Source organism: Mycobacterium sp. 852002-51961_SCH5331710 (assembly GCF_001665535.1).
GTDB lineage: Bacteria > Actinomycetota > Actinomycetes > Mycobacteriales > Mycobacteriaceae > Mycobacterium.
In genome coordinates this window covers 319,444-341,845 of the sequence record NZ_LZSQ01000123.1, presented here as the reverse complement: position 1 = coordinate 341,845, position 22,402 = coordinate 319,444, and the positions used below count along the sequence as shown (strand labels likewise).

The following is a 22,402-nucleotide window of genomic DNA, read 5'->3' as shown; positions in this document are numbered from 1 at the left end:
GCGACCATAGCGGGAACCGGGGCGCGTCGCGGTGCGTCCTATCCACATGCACGCCGACACCGACGCCGTCCGCACCCTGGCCGCGGCCACCGCCGCGCATGCCGACCGACTGGGCGCCATCGCCGCGAAACTAACCGCCGTTCCCGCAAACACGGCCGCGTTCGGTCCGGTCGGCGAACCGTTCCTCGCAGCGCTGGCCGGCGCCGTCGCCGAGCAGGCGCGCATGGTCGCCGCGCTGGGCGATGTCGCCTCGGCGACCGGTGACACCGCGTACCGCACGGCGCTCGCCTATGACGACGCGGACGACCGCGCGGGCGCACGGGTCCTCGGCCTGTAGCCGATGCCGAGTGCGTTGGTGGCCGGGCTGACGGCGCCGCTGCGGGAGCTCGAGTCGCTCGTCGGCTCCGGCTCGGGAGCCGAGCTGGCAGGCGCCCTGCGCGACGTACGCGACGCGTTGCGCGAGTTGTCGGCGTCGACCGGCGACGCGTGGAGCCGCACGGCGCAGCACTGGGCGGGGTCGGGCGCCGACGCGGCGGCGGGCGTGTTCTCGGCGGCCGTCGCTCAGACCGACGAGCTCGCCGAGCGGGCGGGACGGCTCGGCGCCGCGGCCGAGGCGGCGGGCGCGGCGGTGGCCCGTGCCCGTGAGCGCCTGCGCGCGATCGTCGACGAGTTCGAGGCGCGGGCGGCCGCATTGGAGCCCTACCTGGACTCCCCGGGGGTCACGGAGGAGCTGGTCGCCGAGGCGCGCCGATCGCTCGCCGAGGCAATGGCCGTCGTCGACGATCTACGGGCCGAGCTGGACGGGCACGCCGCGGGCCTGCCGGTCCCGGCGTCGGCGCCCGCTTCAGGGCCGGCGCCCACCGCGCCCGCGGGTTTCAGCACCCCCGGATTCGGTGGCGCAGGTGTGCCCGCTGGCGGGCTGGGGTCCGCTGCGGGCGGGCTCGGTTCCGGCGCGGGTGGGCTCGGCTCGCTGGTGCGCGACATCGCCGACCTCTCCCGCCCGGAGCCGCCGGACGCCACCGCATTCGGCGACGGTGTCACGGTGCGACTGCCGGACGGCAGCACGGCGACCGCGCCGAACGCGGTGGCCGCGAGCGCCGTTCGATATGCGCTGACACAACTGGGGGTGCCGTACGACTGGGGCGGCACGACGCCGGGCGTCGGCCTGGACTGCAGCGGCCTGACCCAGTGGGCGTATGCGGAGGCCGGGTTGACGCTTCCGCGGCTGGCCCAGGAGCAGGATGTCGGTGCGCCGGTCTCGCCGGGCGACCTGCGGCCCGGCGACCTCGCCATCTGGGACGGCCACGTCGCGATGATCGTCGGGAACAACCAGATGATCGAGGCCGGCGACCCGGTGAAGCTGTCTCCGATCCGGACCACCAACGCCGGGCAGGGCTTCCAGGGGTTCTGGCGTCCGACGGCGTGACAGCACTGTGCCAGCTTCGGCGTAGCTCCCGATCGTTAGGCTGTCCGCCATGGCTGCTGACATCGTGCCGATCCGGCTCGGCTTGACCAAGGGCGACCTGTACACGTTATGGGCTCCACGCTGGCGTGATGGCGGCGACGAGTGGGAGGCCTTCCTCGGCAAGGACGAGGACCTCTACGTGTTCGAGTCGGTCGCCGACCTGGCCGCGTTCGTCAGGACCAACAAGGACAACGACCTGACCGACCACCCCGCATGGACCAAGCTCACCGAGGCCAATGCGCATCGCCTGGACCCGGCCGAGGAGCACCGGTACGACGTCATCGGCGTGCCGGAGATCGTCGCGGAGAAGGTCAGCGAGGACGCGGTCCGCCAACTGCACCGCACGCTGGCGATCGTCTCCTCGCTCGGCTCGGTGTGCGAACTGCCGGTCGTCACAAGGTTTTTCAACGGCAACCCGGTGCTGGGCACCCTCGGCGGCGGAATCGACTCGTTCTCAGGCCGCAGCGGACGCAAGCGGTGGGGCGAGATCGAGGCCGTCATCGCCCGCGCCTGGGACAACGTCGTCGATGCGCTCGACGAGCTGGTCACCACCCCGGACGTCGACGCCGCCGCGTCGGAGAAGGCCGAAGCCGAGTTGGCCGAGCCGGCGCCCGAGCCCGAAGAGGACGAGGCGATCGACGAGGCCGCGGAGGCCGACACCCCCGAAGACGACGAGGACGCCGAGGACGAGTCCGACGCCCTGACCGCGCAGGCGCAGAATCAGGTCCTCGGCGGCGACGAGGACTTCTGGCTCAAGGTCGGCATCGATCCGGTGCGGTTGATGACGAGCGCGGGCACGTACTACACGCTGCGCTGCTACCTCGACGACCAGCCGGTGTTCCTCGGGCGTAACGGCCGCATCAGCGTCTTCGGCTCGGAGCGGGCGCTGGCGCGCTATCTGGCCGACGAGCATGACCATGACCTGTCGGGCCTGGCCACCTACGACGACATCCGCACGGCCGCCACGGACGGCTCGCTGGAGGTCGAGGTCACTGAGGACAACGTCTACGTGCTCACCGGCATCGTCGACGACCTCGCCGACGGACCCGATGCGCTGGACCACGACCAGTTGGAACTCGCCGTCGAACTTCTCCGCGATGTCGGTGACTACGCGGAGGACACGACCGTCGACCAGGCCCTCGACCCGGATCAGCCGCTCGGCAGGCTGGTCGCGCACGTCCTGGAGCCTGACACCGTCCGCGCGCCCAGCCCGCCGTACGCCAAGGCCGTCGAGCAGTGGGAGGCGCTGGAGGCGTTCGTCGAGTCCCGGCTGCGCCAGGAATAACTCACCCGATCAGTACCGCGTAGCGCGGCTTGATGACGTCGTCGATGATCGACAGCCGCTCGTCGAACGAGATGAACGCCGACTTCATCGCATTGATCGTGAACCGCTGCAGGTCGCTCCAGCCGTATCCGAACGTCTCGACCAATCGCAGCATCTCCTGAGTCATCGAGGTGTCGCTCATCAGGCGGTTGTCGGTGTTGACCGTGACGCGGAACCGCAGCCGCGCCAGCAGGTCGAACGGATGCTCGGCGATGCTGGCGACCGCGCCGGTCTGCACGTTGGACGACGGGCACAGCTCGAACGGGATGCGCTTGTCGCGCAGCAGCGCCGCGAGCCGGCCGAGCTGCGCGGTGCCGTCGGGTGCGACCGTGATGTCGTCGACGATCCGCACGCCGTGGCCGAGCCGGTCGGCGCCGCAGAACGCGATCGCCTCGTGGATCGACGGCAGGCCGAACGCCTCGCCCGCGTGAATCGTGAAGCGCGCGTTGTTGCTTCGCATGTACTCGAACGCGTCGAGGTGGCGCGTCGGCGGATATCCGGCCTCGGCTCCGGCGATGTCGAACCCGACCACGCCCTTGTCGCGAAATCGGATCGCGAGCTCGGCGATCTCGCGTGAGCGCGCCGCGTGCCGCATGGCGGTCACCAGGCAGCGCACGGTGATGGTCCGCCCTTCCGCGGCGGCCGCCTTCTCACCCTCGGCGAACCCCGCCATCACCGCGTCGACGACGGCGTCCAGCGATAGGCCGCCGTCGATGTGCAGTTCGGGCGCGAAACGGATCTCGGCGTACACCACGTTGTCGGCCGCCAGGTCCTCGACGCACTCGTAGGCCACCCTATGCAGGGCCTCGGGTGTCTGCATCACGCCGACGGTGTGGGCGAACGGCTCCAGATAGCGCACCAGCGACCCGCTGTGCGCCGCGGTGCGAAAGAACGCCGCCAGCTCGTCGACCTCGGTTGCGGGCAGGTCGTCGTAACCGGTCGCCTCCGCGAGCTCGAGGACGGTCGCCGGGCGCAGCCCGCCGTCCAGGTGGTCGTGCAGCAGCGCCTTGGGCGCTTGCCTGATCGAGTCCAGCGTCAGCGGCGTCGTCATGTCGCTCTCCGGTCAGTCTCCGCTCGTGATTCGGTCGATGATCAACGGACGCGGCGGCGGTGCGGCATCGCCGACGGACCAGGCGCCGTCCAGTTCGGCGATCGCCCCCTCGAAGCGGTCGGGGGTCTCGGTGTACAGCGTGAACAGCGGCTCGCCTGCGCTCACCGGTTCGCCCACCTTTCGGTGGATGTGCAGCCCGGCGCCCGGCTGCACGCGCTCACCGGGAGCGGAGCGTCCCGCTCCGAGCCGCCACACCGCCATACCCACCGCCATCGCGTCGATGCTCTCCATCCTGCCATCGCGCGGCGCGGTGACGGTCTCGGCGTGAGGGCCGACCGGCAGGTCCGCGGTCGGATCGCCGCCCTGCGCCGCGACGAGCTCGCGGAACCGATCCATCGCCGAGCCGTCCCGCAATGTCTGCGCCGGGTCCACGCCGTCGATACCCGCGGCGTCGAGCATCTCGGCGGCCAGCGTCAGCGTCAGCTCCACCACGTCGGCCGGGCCGCCCCCGGCGAGCACCTCGAGCGATTCGGCCACCTCGACGGCGTTGCCCACCGCACGGCCCAGCGGGGTGGACATGTCGGTCAACACCGCCCTGGTGGTCAGGCCGTGCGCCGTCCCCAGCTCGACCATCGTGCGGGCCAGCTTCCGCGACTCCTCCTCCGTCTTCAGGAACGCGCCCGACCCGACCTTGGTGTCGAGCACCAGCGCGCGGGCGCCCTCGGCGATCTTCTTGCTCATCACCGAGCTCGCGATCAGCGGCAGCGACTCGGTGGTCGCCGTGATGTCGCGCAGCGCGTAGATCTTCCGGTCGGCGGGTGCCAGCTCCCCCGCGGCGAAGATAGCGGCGCCGAGATCGCAAAGCTGTTGGCGGATCTGATGTTTGGAGATCTCGGCGGTGAAACCGGGTATGGACTCGAGCTTGTCGAGGGTGCCGCCGGTGTGGCCGAGTCCGCGCCCGGCCGCCTGCGGCACCGCACCGCCGCATGCCATCACCACGGGCACCAGCGGGATGGTGATCTTATCGCCCACCCCGCCGGTGGAGTGCTTGTCCACCAACGCCAGTGGCTTTCCATCGCGGCGAAGATCTGTAAAGTCCAGCCGCTCGCCGGAGTCCACCATCGCCGCCGTCCACCGGGCGATCTCGGCCGCAGTCATCCCGCGTAGGAAGATCGCCATCAACAGCGCCGACATCTGCTCGTCGGCCACCCGGCCGTGCGTGTAGGCGTCGATCACCCAGTCGATCGCCGCATCGGAGAGCTCCCCACCGTCGCGCTTCGCCCTGATGACGGTGGGTGCGTCAAATGTGAACTGCGTCACGGAGTTTCCTCGCCCGGCAGCCGGTCGCGCCGGGCCAGGTCGGCCGGGCCGAAGGCGTCGGGCAAGAGCTCGGTCAGGGGGCGCGGACCGCGGGGATGGTCGATGAGCATCTGGGGTCCTCCATGTTCCAGCAGCACCTGCCGGCACCGGCCACACGGCATCAGCAGTTCCCCGGCGGCATCGACGCACGACAGTGCGATCAGCCGGCCACCGCCGCTCGAATGCAGGTTGCAGACCACTGCGCACTCCGCACAGAGACCTAGGCCATATGAGACATTTTCCACATTGCAACCGGTCACCACCCGGCCATCGTCGACCAGCGCCGCCGCACCGACCGGGAAGCCCGAATACGGCGCATACGCGGCGGCCGTCACCTCAGTTGCCTTCTGCCGCAACGTGTTCCAGTCGATACCCGACATCGCGCCACCCTCGCCAAACCGGTTCTGAATGCATTCCGATGTCCCCTGCGCGAAGCCCGGAAACGGAATAGGTAACCCTAACTTCGGCGTTTTTCAAGACATCGACCGCTAAACCGTAGTTCGTTTAGCAGTACGACTGGGATTAGGCTCGCCCCGAGGTTTGGGTGAAGTGCGCGAACCGGACCGAACGTCACCCGGTGCAGCTCCGGAGCCCAATCGTCCACCGAAGGCGTTGGAGGCCAGATGAGTACTCAGATTTCCGGGGGACCGCCCGGAGCCTCTGCGGCTCCGCGGTCGCGACCGCGCAGGCGAACCCTTTACCGCGGCGATCCCGCCATGTGGTCGTGGGTGCTGCACCGCATCACCGGTGCGACGATCTTCTTCTTCCTGTTCGTGCACGTGCTCGACACCGCACTGGTGCGGGTCAGCCCGCAGGCCTACAACGAGGTCATCGAGACCTACAAGACCCCGCTGATCGGATTGATGGAGATCGGCCTGGTGGTCGCGGTGCTCTACCACGCCCTGAACGGCATCCGCGTGATCCTCATCGACTTCTGGCAGCACGGGGCGCGCTATCAGCGCGTGATGCTGTGGATCGTCGTCGGGATCTTCCTGGCGGTGTTCATCCCCTCGCTGGGCATCATCGGCATGCACATGGCGGAGCGGTTCCTGTGAGCGCGCCGGCCGGCGGGCCGCAGGGAGCCTGGACGCCGCACCACCGCGAGGGCCGCATCGCCCCGGTGATGGAGAAGGAGCACGACAGGCCGGCCAGCCTGGACCACCCGCGGGCGCCGCGCCGGCCGCGCGGTATCCCCTACTTCGAGAAGTACGCCTGGCTGTTCATGCGGTTCTCGGGTGTGGCGCTGGTCTTCCTGGCGCTGGGCCACCTGTTCGTGATGCTGATGTGGCAGGACGGGGTCTACCGCATCGACTTCAACTACGTCGCGCAACGCTGGGCGTCACCGTTCTGGCAGATCTGGGACATGGCGCTGCTGTGGCTGGCCCAGCTGCACGGGGCCAACGGACTGCGGACCATCATCGGCGACTACGCACGCAAGAACACCACGAAATTCTGGCTGAACTCGGTGCTGCTGCTGGCGACTGGATTCACCCTGGTGCTGGGCAGCTACGTGCTGGTCACCTTCGACGCGAACATTACGTAAGCGGGAGCTCTTCATGATTCAGGAACATCGCTACGACGTCGTCATCGTCGGCGCGGGCGGCGCGGGTATGCGGGCAGCCGTGGAGGCGGGTCCGCGGGCCCGCACGGCCGTGCTGACGAAGGTGTACCCGACGCGCAGCCACACCGGCGCGGCGCAGGGCGGCATGTGCGCCGCGTTGGCCAACGTCGAAGAGGACAACTGGGAGTGGCACACCTTCGACACCGTCAAGGGCGGCGACTACCTCGCCGACCAGGACGCCGTCGAGATCATGTGCAAGGAAGCCATCGACGCGGTGCTCGATCTCGAGAAGATGGGGATGCCGTTCAACCGCACCCCCGAGGGCCGCATCGATCAGCGCCGCTTCGGCGGGCACACCCGCGACCACGGCAAGGCCCCGGTGCGCCGGGCCTGTTACGCCGCCGACCGCACCGGCCACATGATCCTGCAGACGCTGTATCAAAACTGCGTCAAGCACGACGTCGAATTCTTCAACGAGTTCTACGCGCTCGACATCGCGATCACCGAGACGCAGTCCGGCCCCGTCGCCACCGGCGTCATCGCCTACGAGCTGGCCACCGGCGACATCCACGTCTTCCACGCCAAGGCCGTCGTCTTCGCCACCGGCGGATCGGGCCGGATGTACAAGACCACCTCCAACGCCCACACGCTGACCGGCGACGGGCTCGGCATCGTGTTCCGCAAGGGACTTCCGTTGGAGGACATGGAGTTCCACCAGTTCCATCCGACCGGCCTGGCCGGCCTCGGCATCCTGATCTCCGAGGCGGTGCGCGGCGAGGGCGGGCGACTGCTCAACGGTGAGGGCGAGCGCTTCATGGAGCGCTACGCGCCGACGATCGTCGACCTGGCGCCGCGCGACATCGTCGCCCGTTCGATGGTGCTCGAAGTGCTCGAGGGCCGCGGCGCAGGCCCGAACAAGGACTACGTCTACATCGACGTGCGCCACCTGGGTGAGGACGTGCTCGAGGCCAAGCTGCCCGACATCACCGAGTTCGCCCGCACCTACCTCGGTGTCGACCCGGTCAAGGAGCTGGTGCCGGTCTACCCGACGTGTCACTACGTGATGGGTGGCATCCCGACCACGGTCAACGGTCAGGTGCTGCGCGACAACACGACGGTCATCCCGGGTCTGTACGCGGCGGGTGAGTGTGCGTGCGTGTCCGTGCACGGCGCCAACCGCCTGGGCACCAACTCGCTGTTGGACATCAACGTGTTCGGCCGCCGCGCGGGCATCGCCGCCGCCAATTACGCGCTGGGCCACGACTTCGTCTCTCTTCCGGAGAACCCGGCGGGCATGGTGGTCCAGTGGGTCGGCGACATCCTCTCCGAGCACGGCAACGAGCGCGTCGCCGACATCCGCGGCGCCCTGCAGCAGTCGATGGACAATAACGCTGCGGTGTTCCGCACTGAGGAGACGCTCAAGCAGGCGCTCACCGACATCCACGCCCTCAAGGAGCGGTACTCGCGAATCACGGTGCACGACAAGGGCAAGCGCTACAACAGCGATCTGCTCGAGGCGATCGAGCTGGGCTTCCTGCTCGAGCTCGCCGAGGTCACCGTCGTCGGTGCGCTGAACCGCAAGGAGTCTCGCGGCGGGCACGCCCGGGAGGACTACCCGAACCGCGACGACACCAACTACATGCGCCACACCATGGCCTACAAGGAGGGCGCGGACCTGCTGTCCGACATCCGGCTGGACTACAAGCCCGTGGTCCAGACACGTTATGAGCCGATGGAACGGAAGTACTGATGACGATCGCGCCTGACGTAAAAGGTCCGGCTACCAAGGATCCCGAACTGCCGCCCGTGCCCGAGGGCGCGGTGATGGTGACGCTGAAGATCGCCCGGTTCAATCCGGAGAACCCCGATGCGTACGCGGATTCGGGTGGCTGGCAGAGCTTCCGCGTTCCCTGCCTGCCCACTGACCGGCTGCTCAATCTGCTGCACTACGTGAAGTGGTATCTGGACGGCACTCTCACGTTCCGGCGGTCGTGCGCACACGGTGTGTGCGGTTCGGATGCGATGCGCATCAACGGCGTCAACCGGCTGGCGTGCAAGGTGCTGATGCGCGACATGCTGCCGAAGAACCCCAGCAAGCAGCTGACCATCACCATCGAGCCGATCCGCGGCCTGCCCGTGGAGAAGGACCTCGTGGTCGACATGGAGCCGTTCTTCGACGCCTACCGCGCCATCAAGCCGTACCTGGTCACCAGCGGCAATCCCCCTACGCGCGAACGTATTCAGAGCCAGACCGACCGGGCCCGTTACGACGACACCACGAAGTGCATCCTGTGCGCGTGCTGCACGACAAGCTGCCCGATCTACTGGAGCGAGGGGTCGTACTTCGGCCCCGCCGCGATCGTCAACGCGCACCGTTTCATCTTCGACAGCCGCGACGAGGCGGCCGCCGAACGGCTCGACATCCTCAACGAGGTCGACGGGGTGTGGCGCTGCCGCACGACGTTCAACTGCACGGAGTCCTGCCCGCGCGGCATCCAGGTCACGCAGGCGATCCAGGAGGTCAAGCGCGCGCTGATGTTCGCGCGCTAGGAACGACGCATCGCGTCGGCGAGCTGAATGTGTCCGGCGAAGTTCCGGGACACGGCCAGCGCACGATAGCGTTCGACGAGGTCGCGAAAGCCGCTGTCGTCGCCCCGCGCTCGGGCCAGCCGGGCACGCATACGCAGCAGCTGGATCTCGTTGATCACGACGCCGGGTTCGGAGGGCATATCCGCGAACCGGTCGATGTGCTCGGCCGCCTCCCGGATGTCATCGGTGTCGCCTCGCCGAAGCAGAGACTCCACCAGCACCGCGGTGGCCTCTACGCGCAGAATCCTCTCCTCGCCTCGGACGAGCGTGTCGAGGAGCGACTTGAGGTCGTCGATGGCGCCGTCGAGATCCTCTGAGGCGGCAGCGATCTCGGCGATTCGGATTCTCGGGATGACCGCGGGCGCGAAAATCGAGCTGTGTTCGTACAGGTCGCGCGACTCCTGGAGTAACCCGAATCCACGTCGCCGGTCGACCTCCGCGGCCTGAGAAGTGAGAACCAGTCCCAGGGCCGAACACGCTGTGGCCAGCGCGAGGTCGTCGCCGATCTCCCGTCCCTTCCGAACGGCTTCCTCTGTGTCTGCGATGGCGCGATCGTCCGGAATGATGGCCTTTGTGTGCATGCCGAACGAGTAGCCGATGCCGATGATGAACACAAAGGTCGCGCCGACTGGGTGAACTTCGCGTTCCAGCGCGGCACTGCGGCGTGCACTCTGTAGCCAGTCGGGCTCGCCGAGAACGCATTTGGCGACCGATCCCCAGATCAACGCCGTCGCCAGAGCCGTGCCGATCTGTCCCTCGCTCATGTCTCCGCCGGTGTAACCCTCGAGCAGTCCGGCCGCCCAGTCCGAGATGTAGCGCGCCTCTCGCGCCTCCCCGGCGAGAATCTTCGCCATAACTCCCGCATGGATGTAGGTGAGCGCCCTCACCGCACCGTCGCATCTCTGGAGCAATTCGAACTGCTCAGACGCCAGCGCGGACGCTTCCCGGTGGCAATGTTGGAAACTCCGCAAGGCGATCTGGCCGTACATTCCGATCGCGAGCGACAGGTCGTCACCGGCTTCTTGACAAAGCTCCTTGAGATCTTCGAATCCTGTGTCGGACAGGCCCCCGCCGACCCGCCATGTCGACATGCACAGCATCGTCTTCGGCACGATGCGCAGGGCCGTGCGGTTCGGGTCCTCGAGGGGCAGGGCGTCGGCGGCTCGCGCAGCGCGCTCCCATCCCGCCCGCGCGCCTCGGACGTCGCGCTGCATGGACCAGGTGGCCGCTTTCAGATGCCAGTTGTACGCGGCCGTCAGATCCCCGGCTGCTTCCAGGTGTTCAGCGATCAACGCCGCGTTCTCACCCGCGGAGCCACGCTCTTCGATGGCGGCGGCAAGCCGCCGATGCAGTTCGGCGCGTTCGGACTTCAGCTGCGACTCGAGTGCCACAGTGCGGATCAGCGGATTGCGGAACACGTATTCGGGCCGACGGCCGAACCTGATCTGCTCGATGAGCTGCGCCTCGAGCAGATCCTCCACCGCGGGTTCGACCCCGAGCGCGCTCAGGAGATCCAATCCGAATCGTGCGCCGACGACAGCGCCGGCGCTGAGCGTGCGCTTGGCCCTAGGGTCCAGGCGGTCGATGCGCGCAGCGATCGTCGTCTGCAGGGTCGCGGGCACGCTTACATCGACGTCGTCCGCCGCGTTGCGATAGCGTCCGGGCTCGCCGTCGAGAACGCCGCGCTCGGCGAGTTCGCGCACCATCTCCTCGGCGAACAGCGGATTGCCCGCCGCCCTATCGCAAATCGTCTCCCGCAGCTCTCCGACCGAATCGGTGGCTCCGAGCAGGCCGTCGACGATCGCGCGCACCTCCGCGTCGCGAAGCGGCGCCAGCGCGAAAATGTGCCCACCGCGCACCCTGGTCAAAATCCCTTGGTAATCGGGCCGATACGTGATCACCGTCAACAGATGCGTCTGCGGGACCACCGTCAGGAAGTCCGCCAGCATCGACTCGCTGACCTCGTCCATCCAGTGCACGTCCTCGATGACGTACACCGCGGGTATCTTGCGCGCCAGGCAGTAGGTGTTGACCATTGCGGTCAACCGCCGCCGCCTTGCCTCCGGGGTGATGGTCGCCGACGCGGCATGCGGCTCGCCGATGCCCAGCAGATCCTCGAACAATAGCACGTCCTCGGCATCGACATCGGTGAGGGCGGCGCGGAGCCGCGCACGTGCGGAGGCGGCGTCGAGGCGCTCTACGCCGGTACCCGCGCGGAGGAACGCTGCCAGCGCATGGAACGGAACCTGTTTGGTGTGTGACTCGCAGTACGAGCGGACCACTTCGATGCCCCGCCGATCGGCCAGCGCCGCGACCTCGCGCGCGAGCCGGCTCTTGCCGATACCCGGGGGCCCGACCAAACCGACCACGGCACCGTGGCCGTCGATCGCACCCTCGAGCAGCCCCTCGGCCGCGGCGAGCTCCCACCGCCGGCCGACCAACGGCGATTCGTCGCGCCGATCGGGGCGGTGCACCCTGCTGATGCTGATCAGCCGGCGGGCCGCAACCGGTTCGTCGGCGCCCTTGATCCGTACCCGCTCGGGCTCACCGAGGACAGCCACGCCGTCCACCAGCCGCGCCGTCGACTCGCTGAGCATCACCGCGCCGGGCGCGGCGACCGCCTCCATGCGTTGTGCGATGCCTACCTGCTCGCCGATCGCGGTGTAACCGAATGCACCCGAACCCATGTCGCCGGTGATGACCCGGCCGGAGTTCAGCCCGACCCGCACCCGGAGCTCGATACCGTCACGTCGCGCGACCTCGGCCGCGAGGCGTTCGGTCTCCTCCTGCAGCCCCAGGGCCGCCAGGCAAGCGCTCGCGGCGTGATCCTCCAACGCCACCGGCGCACCGAACACCGCCATCAACCCGTCGCCGGTGAACTTGTCCACCGTGCCGTCGTAACGCCGGATGACCGCGGCGCAGCGCTCGACGAGGTCGGTGATGATCTCACGCAACCGTTCTGCGCCGAGCGCCGACGCGATGTCCATGGACCGCACCACGTCGGCGAACAACACCGTCACGTGCTTGTACTCGGCGGATCGGGCGGATTGCACGACCGCTGCGCCACACTCACTGCAGAATTTCGCGGTCGCTGCCAGCGGCGCCTCGCAGCCGGCGCAACGAAGGTCCGCGGCGGTCGCTGTACCGCCCGGACCCCGTCCTGCGTCCACCTGAACATCGTGTCACCAGCACGGACGTCGTGTCGCACATTCGGCTGTCACACATCCGCCGGCCGTTTCGTCGAATAGGTATGACCGAAAACGCACAGAAAACCCGCATCGAACCCCTCCCCCCGCAGCGCGCGACGCTGCTGACCAGGCTCCTGTACCGGGTCGCCAAGCGCCGGTTCGGCGAGGTTCCCGAACCCTTCGCCGTGGCGGCGCACCACCCGCGGCTGATGCTCGCCAACGTCGTGCACGAAGGCATGCTGCAGTCCGGGTCGAAGACGCTGCCCAAGAGCGTCCGCGAGCTCGCGGTCTTCTGGACCGCCCGCACGGTCGGATGCTCATGGTGCGTCGACTTCGGTGCGATGCTGCAGCGCCTCGACGGCCTGGACGTCGACCGGCTCAAGCACATCGACGACTACGCGACCTCGCCGCTGTTCTCCGACGACGAGCGCGCCGCGATCGCCTACGCCGACGCGATGACCACCGACCCGCACACCATCACCGATGAGCAGGTCGACGACCTTCGGCAGCGGTTCGGCGACGACGGCGTCATCGAGCTGACGTATCAGATCGGCGTGGAGAACATGCGGGCGCGGATGTACTCGGCGCTGGGAATCACCGAGCAGGGCTTCGGTTCCGGCGACTCGTGCCGCGTTCCGTGGGCTTCCGACGAGCGCTTGCGCGAGGAGACGACGGCTACCGACGAGCGCTTGCGCGAGGAGACGACGGCTACCGACGAGCGCTTGCGCGAGGAGACGACGGCTACCGACGAACCTTCAGCGGTGAACCAGTGAACTTGTCCGGGTTGGCGATATCCCATATCGCGCAGACCTTGCCGTCGCGCACGGTCATCGCGGTGACCCGCGGCATGACCTCCGGATAACCGTCGTTGGCCGGTGAGCCGGAGAGGTAGCTGCCCAGCTGCCCGTTGACGTTCGCCAGCTGGCTCGACGAGAGGAACTGCGGTCCGTACCGCCGAACCAGTCCGAACAGGAACCGGGCCACCTTCTCCGGTCCGTGGATGACGCGCGGTGCGGTGGGCGCCCGGCGGTTCGAGTCGCCGGTGAACGTGACGTCCGGATGTAGCAGCGCCACAACGGCTTCCATGTCACCCGACGCCAGCGCAGCCATCAGCGCCCCCGCCACCTCGTTGTGGGCCTCGTCGGGCACCGGTGGCGGCGCATCGGCAACGGCACGACGAGCGCGCGACGCCAGTTGCCGAGCCGCCGCCTCGCCGATTCCGAGCACGTCGGCGATCTCGCCGAACGGCACCGAGAAGCCGTCGTGCAGCACGAAAGCCACCCGCTGGTCGGGGGTGAGACGCTCGAGCACCACCATCGCGGCGAACCGCGCGTCCTCGCCGGCGACCACCGCCGCCAACGGGTCGTCGCGGTCCAGGGGGACGACGACCGGTTCCGGAAGCCATTCGCCCACATAGGTTTCGCGCCGATGCGCGGCCGAACGGAGCCGGTCCAGACCCAACCGGCTGACCACCGTCGTCAGCCACGCCCGCAGATCCTTGATCGATTCTTGGCGTGCGGCGCTCCACCGCAACCAGGCGTCCTGCACGATGTCCTCGGCGTCGGCCATCGTGCCCGTGAGCCGGTAGGCGACGGACAGCAGGTGCGGCCGCAACTCCTCGAACTCGTCGACCCGCGTGCTGGCGGTCATGGATTCGAGGCTACTCCTCTAGCGCTTGGCGAACACCGTTCGGTGCCATCCCTTTTCGGCAACCCCGGTGATATCGCTCATCACGTGCTTGACCGTCACGTATTCCTCGAGCGAATAGTCGCTCATGTCCTTGCCGAAGCCGGAGGCGCCCACACCGCCGTGCGGCATTTCGCTGATGATCGGGATGTGGTCGTTGATCCACACGCAACCGGCCTTGATCTCCCGCGACGCCCGCTGCGCGCGGTACACGTCGCGCGTCCACGCCGAGGCGGCCAGCCCGTAGTCGGTGTCATTGGCCTGTCGCAGCGCATCGTCGTCGTCAGTGAACGAGCGCACCGTCAGCACCGGACCGAAGATCTCGTCGCGGTACACCTCGGACTGCTCGTCGACGTCGGCGATCACCGTCGGCAGGTAGAACGAACCTGGCCGGTCCGGCGCCGACCCGCCGCAGACGATCCGCCCGCCCTGGCCGGGAGCCCGCTCGACCATGCCCGCCACCTTGGCGCGGTGCGCCGTCGAGATCAGCGGGCCCAGGTCGGTGTCGGGGTCGTGCGGGTCGCCGACGACGACCTTGGAGAACAGCTCGGCCACGCCCGCGACGAAGTCGTCGTAGAGTTCGCGCGCCACGATCGCCCTGGTGGCGGCCGTGCAGTCCTGACCGGTGTTGATCAGCGCGGCGGCCGCCGCACCCTGGATGGCGGCGTCGAGATCGGCGTCGTCGAACACCACGAACGGCGCCTTGCCGCCCAGCTCGAGCTGCACCCGGTGGCCGTGCACGGCCGCGGCGGCCATCACCTTGCGCCCGACCGGCGTCGAACCGGTGAACGTCACGACGTCGACGTCGCGGTGGCCGGCCAGCGCCGTACCGGCGTCGGAGCCCACCCCTGTGACGACGTTGAATACGCCGTCAGGCAGGCCCGCCTCCGTGGCGAGGCGCGCGAGAGTCAGGGTGGTCAACGGCGTCAGCTCGCAGGGTTTGATCACCACCGAACACCCGGTGGCCAACGCGGGCAACACCTTCCACACCGCCATCTGCAGCGGATAGTTCCACGGCGTGATGGTCGCGACGACGCCGACGGCCTCGCGCCGGATGCTCGAGGTGTGGTCCCCGGAGTACTCGGCGCTCGCCTTGCCTTCCAGGTGGCGCGCCGCGCCGGCGAAGAAGTCGATGTTGTCGACGCTGCCTGGCACGTCGAACTCGGCGGCCAGCCGCACCGGCTTACCGGTCTGGCTGACCTCCTCGGCGACCAACTCGTCGGCGCGCTCACCGGCCAGTCGGGCCAGCGTGGACAGCACCGCCGAGCGCTCGGCGGGGGTAGCGGTCGCCCAGCCGGACAGCGCCGCACGTGCCGACGCCACCGCGCTGTCGACATCGGCGGGGGTGGCCAGCGAGTATTCGGCGACGACCTCGCCGGTGGCGGGGTCGACGACCTGGTGGGCGGGGCCACCCGTCGCCACCGCAGCGCCGTCGATCCAGCTGCCCGCCACACTGGTGGAAACGGAAGACGCAGTCATGGCCCTACGCTAACGGACGCCCCGCCATCGAGCTACGCAATCCCATAGCGGCAGGGCCCTCAAACGAGTGATTTCATGGCACTGGTTGCCCCTTACGACGGATTCCGTGCACAATCACTGGCATGCCTTCTCCGGGTGCAACGCACGGTCTCGGCCCCGTTTCGTTCCGGCTCAACCAGTCCCGTCCGGGTGCCGCGTTTCAGCTCGACGACCTCAGCAAGCAGATCATCGAGAAGCTGCAGCAGGACGGCCGCCGCTCATACGCGGGCATAGGCAAGTCCGTCGGCCTGTCCGAGGCCGCCGTCCGCCAGCGTGTGCAGCGCATGGTCGACGCCGGCGTGATGCAGATCGTCGCCGTCACGGACCCGATGCAGTTGGGATTCGCCCGACAGGCAATGATCGGCATCCGCTGCACCGGTGACACGACCAAGGTGGCCGAGAGGCTGGCCGCCATCGAATCCGTCGACTACGTCGTGCTCACCGCCGGTTCCTTCGACGCCATCGTCGAGGTGGTCTGCGAGGACGACGACGACCTCCTCGACCTTCTCAACACCCAGATCCGCGCCCTGCCGGGAGTGATATCCACCGAAACACTTGTTTATTTGAAACTTGTTAAGCAGCAATACAATTGGGGCACTAGATGACTACCACCGATATCGCGCAGGACGTTACGTCCGAACTCGGCGCCAAAGCCAACCGCCACCTGTGGGGCCATTTCGCCCGCCATGGCACAGGCATCACCCCGCCGATCATCACCCGCGGCGAAGGCGTCACGATCTGGGACAGCCACGGCAAGAGCTACATCGACGGCCTGTCCGGGCTCTTCGTCGTCCAGGTCGGCCACGGCCGCCAGGAGTTGGCAGAGGCCGCGGCCAAACAGGCCGAGCAGTTGGCGTTCTTCCCACTGTGGTCCTACGCCACGCCCACGGCGATCGAACTCGCCGAACGCGTCGCCGGCTACGCACCCGGCGACCTGAACCGGGTGTTCTTCACCACCGGCGGCGGTGAGGCCGTCGAGTCGGCGTGGAAGCTGGCCAAGAACTACTTCAAGCTGACCGGCAAACCCGGTAAGCACAAGGTGGTTTCGCGTTCGATCGCCTACCACGGCACTCCGCAGGGTGCGCTGGCCATCACCGGCCTGCCGGTGTTCAAGGCGCCGTTCGAACCGCTGACGCCCGGCGGCTTCCGCGTCCCCAACACTAACTTCTACCGCGCGCCCGCGCCGTACCAGAACGACGAGAAGGCATTCGGTCAGTACTGCGCCGACCGCATCGCCGAAGCCATCGAGTTCGAAGGGCCCGACACCGTCGCCGCGGTCTTCCTCGAACCGGTGCAGAACGCGGGCGGCTGCTTCCCCCCTCCCCCAGGCTATTTCGAGCGGGTGCGGGAGATCTGCGACGAGTACGACGTGCTGCTGGTGTCCGACGAGGTCATCTGCGCGTACGGGCGGATCGGGTCGATGTTCGCCTGTGACGACTTCGGCTACGTGCCCGACATCATCACCTGCGCCAAGGGTTTGACGTCCGGCTACTCGCCGATCGGCGCGATGATCGCCAGCGACCGGCTGTTCGAACCGTTCAACGACGGCAAGACCACGTTCGCGCACGGCTACACCTTCGGCGGGCATCCGGTGTCGTCGGCGGTGGCGCTGGCCAACCTCGACATCTTCGAGCGCGAGGGCCTCAACGATCACGTCAAGGAGAACGCCCCGAATTTCCGGGCCACCCTCGAGCAGCTGTACGACCTGCCGATCGTCGGTGACGTCCGCGGGGAGGGCTACTTCTACGGCATCGAGTTGGTCAAGGACAAGGACACCAAGGAGACGTTCAACGACGAGGAATCGGAGCGGCTGCTGCGCGGCTTCCTGACCCCCGCGTTGTTCGAGGCCGGCCTGTACTGCAGAGCCGACGACCGCGGCGACCCGGTGGTACAGCTGGCTCCGCCGCTGATCAGCGGCGAGAAGGAGTTCGACGCGATCTACCAGATCATGCGCGACGTGCTGTCCGAGGCGGGCCGACTGCTCTGAGCGCGGCGCTGCCGAAGCGTAGCGTCGGCGCTGTGAGCGCGCCCGGATCCCACAAGCCGCCGATCGACCCCGTCCGCTGGCAACCGCCGCCGGTCGACCCACTACCGGATCTGCCGTCGGCGGAGCTGACCGTCGTGCCCGTGCCCGGCCACGCGCCCGAGGACGTCGTCGTCGACGCCGAGGGCGCGATCTGGGCGGGCGTCGACGACGGCCGCATCGTGCGCATCGCCCCCGGCGGTGCCGCGGACGTCGTCGCCACCACCGAGGGCCGCCCGCTGGGCATGCACGTCGCCCACGACGGCCGGATCCTGGTCTGCACCAGCCCCGGCGGCCTGATGTCGCTGAACCCCACCGACCGCACGGTGCAGACGCTCGTGGCGGAAGTCGACGACCGGCGGCTGATGTTCTGCTCGAACGTCACCCAATCACCGGACGGCACAATCTATTTCACCGAGTCGACGAGCGCGTTCGACTACGCCCACTTCAAGGGCGCGGTGATGGAGGCGCGGCCGCGCGGCAGCCTGTTCCGCCGCGACGCGGACGGCACCGTGCTGACCGCGGCGGCGGGGCTGTACTTCGCCAACGGCGTGACACCGACGGCCGACGGGTCGGCGTTGGTGTTCGCCGAGACGATGGGGCGGCGGCTGTCGAAGTTCTGGCTGACGGGCGAACGCGCCGGGTCGGTGACCCCGTTGCGCGAGAACCTGCCCGGCCATCCGGACAACCTGTCCACCGGTGCAGACGGCCGCATCTGGTGCGCGATGGTCTCGCCGCTCAACGCCGCCGCCGAATGGCTGGCACCGCGCTGGCCTGCGCTGCGCAAGCTGCTGTGGAAGCTTCCCGACAAACTGCAACCCCAGATCAAACCCGAAGTGTGGGCGGTGGCGTTCGACCCGGACACCGGCGACGTCGTCGCGGGTATCCGCTGCGAGCACCCACAGTTCGGCATGGTGACCGGCCTGGTGGAGGCCGACGGCCGACTCTGGATGGGCAGCATCGGATTTCCCGCCGTCGCGCACGCCGACCTCGCGTCCCTGTCACTGCGCTAAGTCACAAATGAAACTCAAGTAACACCAGTCACAGCGCGCCTACACGGCTTCGGCCCCTTCGCGGCTTAATGTGCGGTCACAATGGCGAAGTTTCGTAAACCGCTGCACCGCGCCGCCGCGCTGGCCGCGGCCCTGTTCGTGGTCGCGGGTCCGGCCGTGGCAAGCGCCCAGCCGCCCGCAGCTCCCGAGGCGAGTGCGTGTCCGTACCGAGAGTCGACGCCCCCGGCGGTCGACGCGTCCGAGGTGCCCAAACCCGGCGACGCACCGCCGGCACCGTTGCCGGTGCCCGCCACGCCGATGGGCGGCGACAAGCTGTCCGGGTGCGGCGTCATCACCGCGCCGGGCACCCCGCCACTGCCCAACGACGTCTCGGCCGAGGCCTGGGTGGTCGCCGACCTCGACTCCGGTGACGTCATCGCCGCCAAGGATCCGCACGGCAGGCACCGGCCCGCCAGCATCATCAAGGTGCTGGTCGCCATGCAGGCCGTCAAGGACCTGCCGATCCACAAGGTCATCGCGGGAACCGCCGAGGACGCCGCCCAGGAGGGCACCAAGGTCGGGGTCGGCGAAGGCGGCCACTACTCGATCAACGACCTGCTGCACGGCCTGCTGATGTACTCCGGCAACGACGCCGCGTTCGCGCTGGCACGGCAGCTCGGCGGGTGGGACGCGACCCTGCACAAGCTGAACGACCTGGCCCGCAAGCTGGGCGGGCTCGACACCAGGGTCGCGACGCCGTCGGGGCTCGACGGACCGGGCATGAGCACCTCGGCATACGACATGGCGCTGTTCTACCGGTACGCCTGGCGCAATCCGATCTTCGCCGACATCGTCTCGACCCGGGAATTCGACTTCCCCGGCCGCGGCGATGCCGGCTACCCGATCGAGAACGACAATAAGTTGCTGCTCAACTACCCCGGCGCGATGGGCGGCAAGACCGGCTACACCGACGATGCGGGCCAGACCTTCGTCGGCGCGGCCGACCACGGTGGCCGCCGACTCGTCGCCGTCCTCATGAAGGGCACCCGCCAGCCGATCGCCCCGTGGGAGCAGGCCGCCCACCTGCTCGACTACGGGTTCGCCACGACACCGGGCACCAGCGTCGGCACCCTGATCGAGCCCGACCCCTCGCTGCTCGGGACGAAGCCGGATGCCGCCGCCAATCCCGCGGTCAACGCCTCCCCGATGATGTCGGACATCGACGCGATGCCGGTGCGGGTCGGCGTCGCGGTCGTCGGCAGCGTGATCGTGTTCTCGTTGATCATGGGCGCGCGGTCGCTGAACCGCCGGCCCCAGCTCTAGGCCCAGCGCCGCAGCAGCCGCTCGGCGTCGATGCAGAGCCGTTCGATCACCTCAGCGGCAGAACGTGATTCGCGGACCATGCCGACGCCCTGCCCCGCGTTGACGGGCGCGATCCGGTAATCCTCGGCGGCCGTCGCCGCGGCGAGCGCGGACCGGGCGTCGGCGTCCACGAGGTCCTCGTGACCGTCGAAGCGGTCGACGAACTCGTTACGCACCACGCGCTCGGGAAGCGTTGCCGGCCAGGGGTATTCGAGGGCCACGTCGAAGACCCGCGTGGTAACGGTCTGCTCCCCCGCCGCGCCCAGCAGCAGGTTCCTCGCCGCGGCCGAGGTCGCCGCTTCGAGGCAGGTGGTGAACGCGGTGCCGAGCCAGGCGCCCGACGCCCCGGCGGCCAGCACCGCGGCCAGCCCGCGGCCCGACGCGATGCCCCCCGCGGCGAGCACGGGCACGGTCACGGCGTCGAGCACCTCCGCGAGCAACGGAAGGGTGCCGACGCGCACCTCGCCGTGCCCGCCGCCCTCGGCCCCCCGCGCGACGATCACGTCGGCGCCGGCGTCGGCCGCCCGTCGCGCGCCGGTCACGTCGGCCACCTGCACGGCCACCGGGACCCCGGCATCATGGGCGCGGCGGACCCAGGACCACTCGTCGCCGAAACTGACGGACAGCAGAGCGGGTCTGGCGGCGAGCGCGACGTCGAGCAGTTCGGGCTGCGCCGCCGCCACCCAGTGCACGAGACCGATACCGACGTCCAACCCGGCCACGTGGGGCAGTTCGGCGGTGAGCGCCGCGGCGGTCGCCGAGCTACCCATCCCGATCATGCCGAGGCCACCGGCCCGTGAGACCGCGGCGGCCAGTGCACCGCCTGCGGTGCCGCCCATCGGGGCGTTGACGATCGGCGCGGACAGGCCCATCCGCTCCGACCACGGCGTGGAAAGAGGCACGCAGCGGCACGTTACGCCTTGGGTACGGTGGGCCGGATGGCGTGGCTGATTCTGGTGGTGTCCGGTGTTCTCGAAGCGGTATGGGCCTCCGCGCTCGGCAGGACCGAGGGGTTCACGAAGCTCGGCCCATCGATGGTGTTCCTGGTGGCGCTGGTGCTCTCGATGGCCGGTCTGGGCATCGCGATGCGCAGCCTGCCACCGGGCACCAGCTATGCGGTGTGGGTCGGTATCGGCGCCTCGCTCACCGTCGGCTACGCGATGCTCACCGGGGCGGAGAGCGCGTCGGCCGTCAAGGCGCTCCTGATCGCGGGGATCATCGGTTGCGTCGTCGGGCTCAGGCTGGTCAGCTAGCGGCGGCGGAGCCGCGAAATGCCCAGCGCGCCAAGCGCCCCCGCCGCAGCGGCGGCCAGCACCCCGCCCACTCCGACACCCTCCTGCACCTGCACGCGAGGCGTGATCTGTGCGGCGTCGGGCGGGAAGACGGGCGCGGCCTCCATGTTCTCGATCGACGTTGCCGCCCACGCCGTCGCGAACAGGATCAGCCGCGCGGTGATGTAGGCGAACACCATCAGGCCGAGCACCGGACCGAACGTGGCCCCTGCCGGACCCGTCACCACCGAACGCAGGTAGATCGACGCCACCTGTTTGAAGACCTCGAACGCCACCGCCGTGAGCAGCCCCGAGCGCAGCGCGGAACGGAAGCTGATCGATTCGCGGGGCAGCCGCGCGATGATCCAGGTGAACAGCAGCCAGCTGATCAACACCGACACCGCGAGCGACACCACCCGCAGCAGAATGCTCATGCCCGGAACATCCTCCAGCCCAACCCATTCAACGGCCTTACGGGCCAGCCCCGAGCTGCTCACCACGGTCAACGCGATGGTGCCGGCGATAGCGACGAAGAGGCCGACGATGGCCGTCAGGTCCGACAGCTTGGTGCGCACGAAGCCGGGTGTGTCGCGCCGCATCAGGCCCCACATCTGGCTCAGCGCCTCACGCAGGTTCGCCATCCAGCCCAGCCCCGCCCACGCCGCGGTCGCCAGCCCGATGATGCCGACCGAGGTGCGCGACTCGATCGCGGAGTCCATCAGCTCGACCAGCTGGGTGGCGATGTCTCCGGAGACCGACGCCCGGATCTTGTCCTGAAGATCGGCGAGTAGTTCCGGCTGGCTGGCCAGGATGAAGCCGGCGACGGCGAATCCGACCATGAGCAACGGGAACATCGCGAAGACCGTGAAGTACGTGATGCCCGCGGCGTAGAAATCGCCCTTGCTGTCGTTGTAGCGCTGCTGCGCCCGCATGACGTGGTCGAACCACTCGTATCGCGACCGCAGCCGGCCGACGAAACCTTCCGGCTCGGCGGGTTGTGTCACGCCAACCTC

At 68.7% G+C, this 22,402-nt stretch carries 20 protein-coding genes and 1 pseudogene; 13 read left to right on the top strand and 8 right to left on the bottom strand.

The window, feature by feature from the left end:
- The first annotated feature begins 46 nt into the window (after positions 1 to 46).
- From A5752_RS24640 to satS, 3 genes are read left to right on the top strand one after another with little or no spacing between them, the layout of a single operon-like run.
- Positions 47 to 337, top strand: coding sequence for a type VII secretion target (locus tag A5752_RS24640; protein ID WP_067091418.1), 291 nt, complete (start codon positions 47 to 49; stop codon positions 335 to 337).
- Between the two features lie 3 nt (positions 338 to 340).
- Positions 341 to 1,426: a C40 family peptidase gene (locus A5752_RS24635; protein WP_067091415.1), complete on the top strand. Its 1,086-nt coding sequence runs from the start codon at positions 341 to 343 to the stop codon at positions 1,424 to 1,426.
- 49 nt (positions 1,427 to 1,475) lie between these two features.
- On the top strand, positions 1,476 to 2,750 hold the full coding sequence (gene satS / locus A5752_RS24630) for a protein export chaperone SatS (RefSeq protein ID WP_067091412.1): 1,275 nt from the start codon (positions 1,476 to 1,478) through the stop codon (positions 2,748 to 2,750).
- Position 2,751: 1 nt separating this feature from the next.
- On the opposite strand, the gene A5752_RS24625 is transcribed toward satS, so the two are convergent.
- From A5752_RS24625 to A5752_RS24615, 3 genes are read right to left on the bottom strand one after another with little or no spacing between them, the layout of a single operon-like run.
- A complete protein-coding gene (locus tag A5752_RS24625; protein ID WP_067091408.1) occupies positions 2,752 to 3,840 on the bottom strand; it encodes an adenosine deaminase in 1,089 nt (362 codons plus the stop codon).
- A 12-nt stretch (positions 3,841 to 3,852) separates the two neighbouring features.
- The gene (locus A5752_RS24620) at positions 3,853 to 5,160 is read right to left on the bottom strand and encodes a thymidine phosphorylase (RefSeq protein WP_067091407.1); all 1,308 of its coding nucleotides are present in this window, start codon (positions 5,158 to 5,160) and stop codon (positions 3,853 to 3,855) included.
- Positions 5,157 to 5,579, bottom strand: coding sequence for a cytidine deaminase (locus A5752_RS24615; protein ID WP_067091404.1), 423 nt, complete (start codon positions 5,577 to 5,579; stop codon positions 5,157 to 5,159). Before A5752_RS24615 ends, A5752_RS24620 begins: the two co-directional genes overlap by 4 nt.
- A 336-nt stretch (positions 5,580 to 5,915) precedes the next feature.
- On the opposite strand from A5752_RS24615, the gene sdhC reads away from it, so the two are divergent.
- The 4 genes from sdhC to A5752_RS24595 all read left to right on the top strand — a co-directional run bounded on the left by sdhC (position 5,916) and on the right by A5752_RS24595 (position 9,310).
- On the top strand, positions 5,916 to 6,254 hold the full coding sequence (gene sdhC, locus A5752_RS24610; protein ID WP_067091402.1) for a succinate dehydrogenase, cytochrome b556 subunit: 339 nt from the start codon (positions 5,916 to 5,918) through the stop codon (positions 6,252 to 6,254).
- A gap of 68 nt (positions 6,255 to 6,322) precedes the next feature.
- Complete coding sequence (locus tag A5752_RS24605; RefSeq protein WP_067091544.1) at positions 6,323 to 6,742, top strand: succinate dehydrogenase hydrophobic membrane anchor subunit; 420 nt, start codon at positions 6,323 to 6,325, stop codon at positions 6,740 to 6,742.
- Between the two features lie 13 nt (positions 6,743 to 6,755).
- Positions 6,756 to 8,510, top strand: a complete 1,755-nt coding sequence (gene sdhA / locus A5752_RS24600) for a succinate dehydrogenase flavoprotein subunit (protein WP_067091399.1) — start codon at positions 6,756 to 6,758, stop codon at positions 8,508 to 8,510.
- Complete coding sequence (locus tag A5752_RS24595; RefSeq protein ID WP_067091397.1) at positions 8,510 to 9,310, top strand: succinate dehydrogenase iron-sulfur subunit; 801 nt, start codon at positions 8,510 to 8,512, stop codon at positions 9,308 to 9,310. The genes sdhA and A5752_RS24595 overlap by 1 nt, the downstream gene beginning before the upstream one ends.
- On the opposite strand, the gene A5752_RS24590 is transcribed toward A5752_RS24595, so the two are convergent.
- On the bottom strand, positions 9,307 to 12,402 hold the full coding sequence (locus tag A5752_RS24590; protein WP_231983502.1) for an ATP-binding protein: 3,096 nt from the start codon (positions 12,400 to 12,402) through the stop codon (positions 9,307 to 9,309). The two genes, A5752_RS24595 and A5752_RS24590, sit on opposite strands and share 4 nt — an antisense overlap.
- Before the next feature lie 206 nt (positions 12,403 to 12,608).
- Between A5752_RS24590 and A5752_RS24585 the strand changes: the two are divergent.
- Positions 12,609 to 13,190, top strand: a pseudogene (locus A5752_RS24585) (carboxymuconolactone decarboxylase family protein); the annotation flags it as partial.
- A gap of 88 nt (positions 13,191 to 13,278) precedes the next feature.
- Here the strand turns inward: A5752_RS24585 and A5752_RS24580 are convergent.
- Both A5752_RS24580 and A5752_RS24575 read right to left on the bottom strand, forming a co-directional pair.
- Entirely contained in the window at positions 13,279 to 14,187 is a 909-nt protein-coding gene (locus A5752_RS24580) for a sigma-70 family RNA polymerase sigma factor (protein WP_067091394.1), read from the bottom strand.
- An 18-nt stretch (positions 14,188 to 14,205) separates the two neighbouring features.
- Complete coding sequence (locus A5752_RS24575; protein ID WP_067091391.1) at positions 14,206 to 15,702, bottom strand: gamma-aminobutyraldehyde dehydrogenase; 1,497 nt, start codon at positions 15,700 to 15,702, stop codon at positions 14,206 to 14,208.
- 122 nt (positions 15,703 to 15,824) lie between these two features.
- Between A5752_RS24575 and A5752_RS24570 the strand changes: the two genes are divergently transcribed.
- From A5752_RS24570 to A5752_RS24555, 4 genes are all read left to right on the top strand, one after another.
- A complete protein-coding gene (locus A5752_RS24570) occupies positions 15,825 to 16,346 on the top strand; it encodes an Lrp/AsnC family transcriptional regulator (RefSeq protein ID WP_067091389.1) in 522 nt (173 codons plus the stop codon).
- Complete coding sequence (locus A5752_RS24565; RefSeq protein WP_067091386.1) at positions 16,343 to 17,728, top strand: aspartate aminotransferase family protein; 1,386 nt, start codon at positions 16,343 to 16,345, stop codon at positions 17,726 to 17,728. The genes A5752_RS24570 and A5752_RS24565 overlap by 4 nt, the downstream gene beginning before the upstream one ends.
- A 32-nt stretch (positions 17,729 to 17,760) precedes the next feature.
- On the top strand, positions 17,761 to 18,777 hold the full coding sequence (locus tag A5752_RS24560; protein ID WP_067091383.1) for an SMP-30/gluconolactonase/LRE family protein: 1,017 nt from the start codon (positions 17,761 to 17,763) through the stop codon (positions 18,775 to 18,777).
- Positions 18,778 to 18,858: 81 nt separating this feature from the next.
- Complete coding sequence (locus A5752_RS24555; RefSeq protein WP_067091381.1) at positions 18,859 to 20,079, top strand: D-alanyl-D-alanine carboxypeptidase family protein; 1,221 nt, start codon at positions 18,859 to 18,861, stop codon at positions 20,077 to 20,079.
- Here A5752_RS24555 and A5752_RS24550 read toward each other — a convergent pair.
- Positions 20,076 to 20,990, bottom strand: a complete 915-nt coding sequence (locus A5752_RS24550) for an NAD(P)H-dependent flavin oxidoreductase (RefSeq protein WP_197500719.1) — start codon at positions 20,988 to 20,990, stop codon at positions 20,076 to 20,078. The genes A5752_RS24555 and A5752_RS24550 overlap by 4 nt on opposite strands.
- Positions 20,991 to 21,056: 66 nt before the next feature.
- On the opposite strand from A5752_RS24550, the gene A5752_RS24545 reads away from it, so the two are divergent.
- A complete protein-coding gene (locus tag A5752_RS24545) occupies positions 21,057 to 21,371 on the top strand; it encodes a DMT family transporter (protein WP_067091376.1) in 315 nt (104 codons plus the stop codon).
- Here A5752_RS24545 and yhjD read toward each other — a convergent pair.
- Positions 21,368 to 22,393 (bottom strand): inner membrane protein YhjD, encoded by a 1,026-nt coding sequence (yhjD, locus tag A5752_RS24540; RefSeq protein WP_067091373.1) that lies wholly within the window; start codon positions 22,391 to 22,393, stop codon positions 21,368 to 21,370. The two genes, A5752_RS24545 and yhjD, sit on opposite strands and share 4 nt — an antisense overlap.
- Positions 22,394 to 22,402: the final 9 nt, after the last annotated feature.

Coding starts and splice junctions, on each gene's coding strand:
- A5752_RS24625 (WP_067091408.1), bottom strand. CDS start 3,840: ATGACGACGCCGCTGACGCTGGACTCGATCAGGCAAGCGCCCAAGGCG.
- A5752_RS24555 (WP_067091381.1), top strand. CDS start 18,859: ATGGCGAAGTTTCGTAAACCGCTGCACCGCGCCGCCGCGCTGGCCGCG.
- A5752_RS24565 (WP_067091386.1), top strand. CDS start 16,343: ATGACTACCACCGATATCGCGCAGGACGTTACGTCCGAACTCGGCGCC.
- A5752_RS24580 (WP_067091394.1), bottom strand. CDS start 14,187: ATGACCGCCAGCACGCGGGTCGACGAGTTCGAGGAGTTGCGGCCGCAC.
- A5752_RS24550 (WP_197500719.1), bottom strand. CDS start 20,990: ATGGGCCTGTCCGCGCCGATCGTCAACGCCCCGATGGGCGGCACCGCA.
- A5752_RS24570 (WP_067091389.1), top strand. CDS start 15,825: ATGCCTTCTCCGGGTGCAACGCACGGTCTCGGCCCCGTTTCGTTCCGG.
- A5752_RS24575 (WP_067091391.1), bottom strand. CDS start 15,702: ATGACTGCGTCTTCCGTTTCCACCAGTGTGGCGGGCAGCTGGATCGAC.
- A5752_RS24615 (WP_067091404.1), bottom strand. CDS start 5,579: ATGTCGGGTATCGACTGGAACACGTTGCGGCAGAAGGCAACTGAGGTG.
- A5752_RS24605 (WP_067091544.1), top strand. CDS start 6,323: ATGGAGAAGGAGCACGACAGGCCGGCCAGCCTGGACCACCCGCGGGCG.
- A5752_RS24640 (WP_067091418.1), top strand. CDS start 47: ATGCACGCCGACACCGACGCCGTCCGCACCCTGGCCGCGGCCACCGCC.
- A5752_RS24595 (WP_067091397.1), top strand. CDS start 8,510: ATGACGATCGCGCCTGACGTAAAAGGTCCGGCTACCAAGGATCCCGAA.
- sdhA (WP_067091399.1), top strand. CDS start 6,756: ATGATTCAGGAACATCGCTACGACGTCGTCATCGTCGGCGCGGGCGGC.
- A5752_RS24545 (WP_067091376.1), top strand. CDS start 21,057: ATGGCGTGGCTGATTCTGGTGGTGTCCGGTGTTCTCGAAGCGGTATGG.
- satS (WP_067091412.1), top strand. CDS start 1,476: ATGGCTGCTGACATCGTGCCGATCCGGCTCGGCTTGACCAAGGGCGAC.
- A5752_RS24635 (WP_067091415.1), top strand. CDS start 341: ATGCCGAGTGCGTTGGTGGCCGGGCTGACGGCGCCGCTGCGGGAGCTC.
- sdhC (WP_067091402.1), top strand. CDS start 5,916: ATGTGGTCGTGGGTGCTGCACCGCATCACCGGTGCGACGATCTTCTTC.